The following is an 8,063-nucleotide window of genomic DNA, read 5'->3' as shown; positions in this document are numbered from 1 at the left end:
ACCACGCCCGCGCCCAGGCGGCGGGAATCGCGAAGTTCCAGATGGGCGCGGCCGCATAGGCGCGCTGCGCCTCGCTCTCGTCGAGCGCGGCGCGCAGCGCGGCCAGGCCGTGCTGCAGCCACCTGTCCCACCACGCGATGAGCTCGCGCGGCAGGCGCCGATGCACGAAATCCCCGGAAGCGGGCAGCTTGCCGTACCAGCCCACGCCATCGGCGCCGGCCGCCCCGGCGGTCTTCACGAACGGCCTGGACATGCAAACCCCCGCATCTCAGCCAGATTGAAAGGACTCTTCACGCTGCTGGCCGTGATTTCCAGCACCACCTTGCGGCCCTGGATGTCGAAGGTCGCCAGTACCGTCTCGGGCGCGCTGCCGCGCGAAAGCGTGGCTTTCTGCAGGATCCGGTTCAGCGCCCAGGGCCCGTTGGCCACCACGCCGGCGGTGCCGGTCTGCGGCTGAAGTTCGATGCGCACCTGGTTGGTGCCGCGCGGGCCGGGCCATTGCACCTGGGTGGCCACCTGCGGCCCGTGCGCGTAGCGCACCAGTTGCCCATCCACATCCATCAGGAACTGCGTGATGCTGCTGTCCATCTCCACCGGCCGGATCGACACGCGGAACTGCGGCGTGACGCTGCCGGCCGAAAAATAGACATCGCGGATCACGGCCGCGCGCTGGAAGGCGTCGAGCACGGGCGAGGTCTTGCCCGGCGTGCCGTCGATGCCCGGCTTGAAGCGCCAGCGCGGCCCTGACACGTCGATCTGCGTCGCCAGCCGCCGCTGGAAGTAATCGTCCATCATGCCGGTGCCCGGCGCGAACAGGCGCGCCATGTCGTTGGGCGCCACGTCGCGCGTGGAAGCGGGCGCGAAGGGATAGCGCCCCGCGATGGACTGGCGGCAGAACAGGCCGATGGTAGCGGCCACCTCGTCGTTGAGCTGCTCCTGCACCACGCCCGACACCTCGCCCGAGGCGCTCACCGACAGGCCGTTGAGCAGGTCGCGCACCGGCTCGGGCATGCGGCCGGCCTCGGCGCGCAGCTTGGTCACCACGTCGGAGCTGGGCGCCGGGTTGGCGCTGCGCAGCGCCGCGTCCGAGGCGGTCAGGTAGGTGTACAGCTCGTTGATGAGACCGGTGGTGTTGGCGATCGGCGACATGCCGTTGGCGTCCGGCTGGGCCAGGCGGCGGTACGAATCGAAATGCTGGTCCACGATGGTTTCGAGCTTGCCCTCGGACGCATCGGCGCGCGTGCCGCCGGTCGGCCCCACCGGCCCGAACAGCTGCTCCAGCGTCTCGCGGGTGCTGCTCACCCGGCTCCTGGCCTCGTCCACCAGCGAGCGCGCGCCGCCTTCCTGCTCGCGCAGCAGCGTGGTTTCGCGCGCCACGCCCTGCACCAGCTTCACCAGCGGCGAATCCGGCGCGGACAGCGTGCGCGAGGTCTGGATGCTCTGCAGCAGCGAAGAGCTGGGCGCGAGCTTGATGTCGTTGAGATAGGCGTCCCAGGTGGCCACATAGTCGTTCAGGTAGAGCCGCCGGATGTCGTTGACCAGCGTGTCCTGCCCCGCCCGTTCGCGCAGGCTGCCCGGCTCGATGCCAAGCACCCAGGCATCGTCGGCGCGCAGCCGCTCGGCCACCTGCCCCACCCGCGTATTGAACACCTTCCAGTAGCCGTCGTAGCTGTACAGCGAGGGAATGCCCTGCGTGAGCGGCTTGCCGCTTTTGCGCGTGAACACCGCCCCGGCCTGCGGCCCGGCCAGCGTCACCACCGTGGTCTCGGGCGCCTTGGAGCCGCCGATCAGCAGGCGCCGCAGCCGGCTGTAGGAACGCTGCGCCAGCGTGTAGCGCGCCAGTTGCTCGCGCGCCCTGGCCACCAGCGCCTCGTCCTTGGGGAACGGCGAGACGATGACCTTGCCCTGCACCAGGTTGCGCAGGTGCAGCGACATCATGTCGTACTGGCGGCGCGTGTAGCCTTCGGGCAGCGTCTTCTGCATGTCGGACAGCAGCCAGGCGTGCATGAAGTCGGCATCGTAGTGGTCCGGCTCGTACAGCATGAGGTAGGCGCGCAGGGCCTCGTAGCCGTATTCCAGGTCGTCGGGCGAGGCGTTGCGCAGCGCCGACTCCACGCGCCGCGCAACCTGAGGCAGCAGCACCTGGTCCAGCGTATTGCGGTAGACGCCCTGCGCCGCGGCATACATCTTCTCGCCCTGGTACAGCCCGAAGCGGTAGCCCAGCGGCGGCGAGTGGATGTCGAAGTCCGCCCCTTGCGGCAGATACCAGAGCGCGTCCAGGAAAGGCATGAGGCCCAGCACGTCGCCGGCCTGGGTGATTTTCAAGTCCTTGCCCAGCTTGTCGGCCACCGGCACACGCCGCTCGATCTCGGCCAGGTAGCGCGAATTGTTGCCATAGCTCACGAACCATCCGGCGAGCAGCCCGACCAGCAGCAGCGTGATGAGCCCGTAGCCCGCCCAGTGCAGGCGGCGGTAGCGCCGCTCCCAGCGCAGGTTGCGCCCGGCCAGCCCCGCTTCCTTGAAGATCACTTCCTGCAGCAGGTTCTTCAGGAAGAAGCTGCGCGCCTCGCCTGCCGGCGCCTGGGTCTCCAGCCGGTTGTCCAGGCGCAGGTAGCGCCGCAGGCTGCCGGTGACCTGGTCGAAGGTTTCGCCTTCGTCCTGCGTGCCGCTGGTGAAGTACACGCCGCGCGGCACCAGCCGGGCCTCGTAGCGCGTGGCCGAGAACACGTCGCTCAGGAACTGGCCCAGCACGTTCTGCAGACTGGCGAACTGCTGCGGCAGCATGTAGGCCAGCGCCCGGCCGGCCTCGTCGTGCTGCGCGGCCAGCACCTCGGGCAGCGCGTCGTCCAGGCGGCGCTGCAGCAGGCGGTACTCGGCATGGAAAGCCTCGTACAGGTCGAAGCCCTCTTCCTGCGAGCGCGCATAGGGCAGCGTGAAGCCCCACACCTGCTCCAGATCCTCCCGACCGAAGGACTGGAAATAAGCCTCGAAGCCGGCCAGCAAGTCCACCTTGGTCACCAGCACATAGACGGGGAACTGGATGCCGAGCTGCTCGCGCAGCTCCTGCAGGCGCTTGCGCAGCACCGCCGCATGCTGCACCCGCTCCGTATCGGAGGCCGAAAGCAGGTCGGCCACGCTGACGGTCAGAATGGCCCCGTTGATGGGCTGGCGGCCGCGAAAACGCGACAGCAGCCCCAGGAAGCCTTTCCACTCGTTCTCGTCGCCGATGGGGTCGCTCTCATGCGTGGTGTAGCGCCCCGCCGTGTCGAGCAGCACCGCGTCGTCGGTGAACCACCAGTCGCAATTGCGCGTGCCGCCCACGCCCCGCAGCCCGACCTTGCCGTAGCGGTCGGCCAACGGGAAATTCAGGCCCGAATTGACCAGCGCCGTCGTCTTGCCCGAACCCGGCGCGCCCACGAACACATACCAGGGAAGCTGGTACAGATACTGGCGCGAAAAGCGCGAGAAGAACCCCGGCCGCTCGCCATGCTCGAAGCGCGTGCGGCGCAGCAGCTCCACCGCCTCGTCGAAGCGCTCTTGCAGCTCGCGCACCTCGGGGTTGACGGGCTCCTTGGCCTCTTCGCGCTTGGCGGCGGCGGGCCGGCGCAGCTGCCCCAGCAGCTGGGCGTTCAACCGGCCCTGGCGCCACTTGCGCCACAGAATGCGCAGCAGCCAGACCGCGAACAGCGCGACGATCAGGCCCGCCCGCGCGGCGGCCGGCTCCAGCGGCCGCCACTGGCCCACGGCGAGCAGCGGCCCCGCCACCCAGATCAACAGCGACAGCGCCACCAGGCCCAGGAAATTCCACAGGCCGCGGCTCATCAGGAAACCGAAGAAGGTATGGATCATTGCGCCGCTCCTTCCACCGTGGACGAGCGCGGCACGGGCGGCACCAGCAGCGTGATTTCCACGCGCCGGTTGCGGGCGCGGTTGGCGGCGGTGTCGTTGGGCGCCACCGGGTCCGCATCGCCCCGGCCCTCGGCGCGCACGCGCCTGGGATCGTCCAGGCGTTTTTCCAGGATCTCCTTGACCGCGTCGGCGCGGGCCTGCGACAGGTGCCAGTTCGACGGGAAGCGCGCGCCGCGGCTGGGAATGTTGTCGGTATAGCCGCTCACGAGAATGCTGCCCTCCGTCTCGCGCAGCGCGTCGGCGACGCGCGCGAGCACCGGCAGATAGCGTTCGCGCACGTCGGCCGCGCCGGAATCGAACAGGCCGTCGCCGCGCAGCACCACCACGCTGCGGTCGGCCTCGTCGCGCACCGTGACCAGGTCTTCGCGGATTTCCGGCGCGAGGAATTCGGCCAGGCGCGGCTTGGGCGCCGGCTTGGCCGCGGGCGCCCGCGCCAGTTCCAGGCGCGGCGTCTGCACCGCGCCGACCGCGGCGAACGCGCTGTCCGACACCGAGCCCAGGCGCCACGTCAGCCCGAAATAGGCTGCCAGGGCCAGCGCGCCCGCCAGCGCCGCGAACACCCAGAGCGGCACCGGCAGGCGACGCGTGGCGACCTGCGCGGGAATGTCGCGCCAATGCGGCGACAGCTCGCGCGGATATTCCCCGCGCGCGCCGCGCAGGATGCGCAGCAGCCGCTGGCGCAGGGTTTCCAGCTGCGAGCGCCCGTTGTCCAGCACGCGGTAGCGCCCCTCGAAACCGAGCAGGAGGCAGTAGTACAGCAGCTCCAGCAGGTCCAGGTGATGGCTGGGATTCTGCGACAGCTTGGCCAGCAGTTGGAAGAACTTCTCCCCGCCCCAGGTTTCGTTGTGGAAGGTCACGAGCAGGCTGTGCGCGGACCACACCCCGCCGCCGCCCCAGGGCGTGAGCGCGGCGGCCTCGTCCAGCGCCGTGCACAGGCAGTAGCGCGCGCCCAGGATGGTTTCGTTGGGGATGCCGGCCTGCTGCGCGCGCAGCTCGAACTGCCGCACCTCATCCACCAGCTGCTCGCGCAGCATGGCGGGGGAAGGATGGGAGGCCGTATTGCGGATCTGCGGCACGAGGTCCAGCAGCGGATTGGCGGCCGCCACCAGCGGATTGCTGCCGCTGATGACGTACTCGCCGCTGCGGTGCCACGGCCCTTCGCCGCGCGCGGGGCCGGGAAAGGGCGAATCGAGAATGGCGTCGGTTGTCATATTGGGTCATCTCAGCGCCGGCGCGCCCGCGGAGGGGGGCCGGCAGGGGCGGTCAGTCGCGCAGCGCCCAGAACTCCATCGAGAGTCCGGGAAATTCGCCGGCCAAATGCATGGCCATGGCGCCGGTGCGCTCGAGCTGCTTCCAGAAATCGCCGCTCTTGTCCAGTTCGAAATAGACGTGCCCGGCGTTGTACGGAATCTGCCGGGGCGCCACCGGAAGCGTGCGCACCGTCACGCCGGGAAGCTGCAGGTGGACGAGATCGCGGATGCGGTCCACCGGGCCGATCTTGACCTGCGCCGGAAAACGCGCGGACACCACGTCGCGCGGCAGGTCCGCGTGCACGGCCAGCACGAAGGCCGCCGTGCGCAGCAGTTCCACGTCCGGGATCTGCGCCACGCGCACGCCCTGGCCGCGGTCCTGCAGCGGAATCTGGATGGCGTGCTGCTCCAGCACCACCGACAGCGAGCGGCGCAGCTCCTGCATCAGCGGCAGGAACGTAGCCCGCAGGTCGTCGTGCCGGTATTCCGGCAGCACGCGCGGACGCCGCTCCTCGGTGGTGTAGGTGGCCAGGTCGCAGGCCAGCATGAGCCAGTCGTGGAACACGCGCTCCGGGTGCGTGCCCGGCGCCTGCCGCGCGTGCCAGAGCGCGCCGGTGTAGCGGTTGACGGTTTCCAGCAGCAGGAAGTCGGCCACTTCCGACACACCGCCCCGGCCGGGCTGCGCCAGGCGCTCGTGCATGGATTCGGCACGCGCCTGCAGCAGGCCGGACAGCTCGTCGATGAGGCCGCCCAGCACTTCGTGGCGGCCCGCCGCCAGCCAGGGCGGGATGTAGTCGGGGTCCAGCGCCACGCGGTTGTCGGCGCCGCGCTCGCGCACCAGCGCCACCGGCAGGCCCACCCAGTCGTCGCCCAGTTCGCTCTCGGGCATGAGCCGCAGGCGCGGACGGCCCAGCTGCAGCAGGGCAGGCTCCAGCGCCAGCGCGCCGCTGTCGGCCACTTCTTCCTCGTGCACCAGATAGCGCGCGAGGTCGGCGTTCGTTTCCTCGTAGAGCACGTCGCACGCGCCTTCGCGCAGGCGCGGCAGCGCCAGCATCACGCGTTCGTCGCGCAGCGTCGCCGGCACTTCCAGCGCGGGCGGCGCCTCGTCGGCGTGCCGGAACAGGAACGGCGTGCCGTCGGGGAAGATGCCCTGCGCCTGCCTCAGCACCAGCTTGCCGATGGCCAGCGCATCCTCGTCGAAGGCCAGCTCGTAGAAGCCCCAGAAATGCGACTGGGGCGCGCGCAGGCGCGCCGTGTGCTCGAGATAGCGCTCGAACTGCTGGAAATGTTGCGGCCGCAGGAACATGCCCTCCGACCAGACCACTTTATTGTTAGATGCCATAGGCCCCACCAGAAACGCCGCGCGGCGTCGCGGTTCTCAGAAGATCATCCACCAGGCGCGCTCCTTCTTGACGACTTCCAGGCCCTTGCGGTCCACCTTGATGGGCACCGGCTCTTCGCTCGGAGAGAACTGCCAGACCTTGTAGATGTTGGTGTTCTGCGGCTCGGGCAGATTCACCGTGCGCCGCCACGCGCTCTGCTCGAGATCTCGGTATCCGGCCACCACGCCGATCACGCGCGCCTGGACATTGCCGGGACGGCGCACGACGCGGGTTTCGCCGGGCTTGAGAATGACCTGCTCGGTATCCAGCAGCTCGGCGCCCAGCGCGGCCTGGGGATTGCCCAGCAGCGTGAAGAAGTCCTTGCTCTCGAACTGGCTCGACGAACGCAGCTCGAAGATCGTGACCTGTATCGGCGACGCTCGGCCGTTGGAATCGGGGTTGACGTCCTTGGACGCGGTCAGCTCGACGGCATACGGCACCGCCACCTGACGCGCGGTGGACGCGCACCCTGCGACCGCCAGGACCGAGGCCGCCGCCAGGGCGGCGCGGGCCAGGCGCCCGAGGGACGCGTGCAAGGTCGCGCCTCGCATGAGCATGGATCCCTCCATTCTTGTATTTCGCGAAGCGCGTATCTTGGCCGCAAAAAAATGACTTTTCCGTGATGCAAGGATGACGTTACGGCTCTTACCGGGTTGTCACATTCAAAACAACTCTGATTCAGTGTAGAAACGAAAAGACGTAATTTCAGCGCCCGGTGCCGATATGATTCGGCGCACCCCCTGTGTCTTTTCCCTCTGAAAAGCTGTTTCAGCCTCCCATGATCCCGGTCCAACCCCTCCGATACATCGCTGCGACATTTGTCATGATTCTGGCCGCCGGCTGCGCCGTCCCCGGCAAGGTGCAGCGCACGGCCACCGCCGAAGAAACCGCCGAGCTGGCGCAGGTCAAGAGCGACTACGCGGCCGGCCGCTATGGCGAAGTCATCCGCCGCGTGGCGCGTTCGGACACGCTGGCTGGCGCGCCCGACGCCGAGCGCATCGAGGCGCTGAAGCTGCAGTCCTTCAGCTACTGCATGAGCAATTACACGCAACTCTGCCAGGACGGCTTCGAGCGCATCCTGCAGATCGATCCTTCCTTCACGCTGTCGCCCAGCGAGGCCGGGCATCCGCAATGGGGCCCCGTGTTCGCCAAGGCGCGCGCCGCGCACTGACGCCGCCGGCGGCGCGCCCGGCTGGAGCCCCCCACCATGAAACTGACCGCCCTGAGCCATAGCCGCCATCCCGGATTCACGCCGCTGTCCGTCCTGTTCGACAGCCCGGGAGGCACGATCGGGGCCGCGCCGCAGAACACCCTGGCGCTGCCGGCCGGCGACGGCCTGTGCCGCGTGCAGGCGGCGCTGCGCGTGGCCCAGGGACAATGCGCGCTGCTCAACCTGAGCGGCATGTCGCCGGTGAGCATCAACGGCCGCGCCCTGGCGCCCTGGGAAGAAGCCCCGGTGCGCGAAGGCGACCGCATCGAAATCGGCCCCTACGTGCTGGCGGCGGGCGAGCCGGCCGCCGCC

At 69.3% G+C, this 8,063-nt stretch carries 7 protein-coding genes; 2 read left to right on the top strand and 5 right to left on the bottom strand.

Going from position 1 to position 8,063, the window contains the following annotated elements; genetic code table 11:
- From tagF to tssJ, 5 genes are all read right to left on the bottom strand, one after another.
- Nucleotides 1–253, bottom strand: a 253-nt coding sequence (gene tagF / locus AD428_RS19105) for a type VI secretion system-associated protein TagF (RefSeq protein ID WP_082308502.1), incomplete at its 3' end; no start/stop codon positions are given.
- Nucleotides 235–3,849 carry a type VI secretion system membrane subunit TssM gene (gene tssM, locus AD428_RS19100; protein ID WP_053246233.1) on the bottom strand — a complete coding sequence of 1,205 codons (3,615 nt, stop codon included), beginning with the start codon at nucleotides 3,847–3,849 and terminating at the stop codon, nucleotides 235–237. The genes tagF and tssM, both read right to left, overlap by 19 nt.
- Nucleotides 3,846–5,120, bottom strand: coding sequence for a DotU family type VI secretion system protein (locus tag AD428_RS19095; protein WP_082308501.1), 1,275 nt, complete (start codon nucleotides 5,118–5,120; stop codon nucleotides 3,846–3,848). Before AD428_RS19095 ends, tssM begins: the two co-directional genes overlap by 4 nt.
- A 52-nt stretch (nucleotides 5,121–5,172) precedes the next feature.
- A complete protein-coding gene (gene tssK, locus AD428_RS19090; RefSeq protein WP_053246232.1) occupies nucleotides 5,173–6,501 on the bottom strand; it encodes a type VI secretion system baseplate subunit TssK in 1,329 nt (442 codons plus the stop codon).
- A gap of 36 nt (nucleotides 6,502–6,537) precedes the next feature.
- Nucleotides 6,538–7,098 (bottom strand): type VI secretion system lipoprotein TssJ, encoded by a 561-nt coding sequence (gene tssJ / locus AD428_RS19085; protein WP_053245286.1) that lies wholly within the window; start codon nucleotides 7,096–7,098, stop codon nucleotides 6,538–6,540.
- A 266-nt stretch (nucleotides 7,099–7,364) separates the two neighbouring features.
- Here tssJ and AD428_RS19080 point away from each other — a divergent pair, with 266 nt between their 5' ends.
- Together AD428_RS19080 and AD428_RS26345 are read left to right on the top strand one after the other, a co-directional pair.
- Nucleotides 7,365–7,712, top strand: coding sequence for a TssQ family T6SS-associated lipoprotein (locus AD428_RS19080; RefSeq protein WP_235489922.1), 348 nt, complete (start codon nucleotides 7,365–7,367; stop codon nucleotides 7,710–7,712).
- Nucleotides 7,713–7,748: 36 nt separating this feature from the next.
- Nucleotides 7,749–8,063: FHA domain-containing protein (locus AD428_RS26345; RefSeq protein WP_160318605.1), on the top strand; the 315-nt coding region annotated here is incomplete at its 3' end.

Source organism: Achromobacter sp. DMS1, from assembly GCF_001270295.1.
The sequence above is the reverse complement of the archived record's forward strand: the minus strand, read 5'-3'. Positions and strand labels throughout refer to the sequence as shown.